General features: G+C 63.0%; 1 protein-coding gene. It reads right to left on the bottom strand.

The genetic code is table 11. The features are described 5' to 3' along the window. Positions 1 to 201 (bottom strand): VOC family protein (locus ACY34I_RS40580; protein ID WP_462760741.1); only part of this gene is annotated, 201 nt, incomplete at its 3' end. Between the last annotated feature and the right edge of the window lie 418 nt (positions 202 to 619).

Consider the following 619-nt stretch of genomic DNA (forward strand, 5'->3'; position numbering starts at 1 on the left):
AACGGGGAGACGGGCAACGTTGTCCGCAAGGTCGACACCCGGCCCATGAACGTTCAACTGGTTGGGACCGACTCGGAACGCAACGCGATCGCCGCCAACGCTGATCACCTCAGCACCGACGACATCACGATAGAAGTCGGTGGAGACCCGCCAATCCGAGACAGCAATGACGGCGTGGTCCAGCCGAGTCACGGGCACCATCTCATGACCTTACTTCGCGAGGTCGCGCCCACGGTCGTCCGGATCTGCCATTGCGACACGAGGTCGCACATTGCGAGAGAGCTCGCTGATTGGAGGACCGAGGCGATGTTGGTGGTGTAGCTCCGGGCTTGTGCTCATGGCCTGGCCCCGCCCTTGGCGTGCGCTGCTGGTAACGGCAGGGTGCGAAGCCCGAGGGGAAAGCCGAAGGGTCTCCTGTTCCACCTGGGAGGTCACGGGTGAGGGGCAGACCGGACGGGTGAATCGCGTGAACCTTCGTTGATGCCTCGTAAAACGGAGCCCCGTCGGTGGGATGTGGCAGCGGGGTGTAGGGACGTGCCGTTGTGAAGCGGCAGGCGCTGGCCGGGCACGGCATCCGGTCAGGGGAGGAGCTTGTCAAGATTTTTGTGTAAGTGATCTT

The sequence above is a fragment of the Micromonospora sp. RTBAU3-60 genome, from assembly GCF_054963695.1.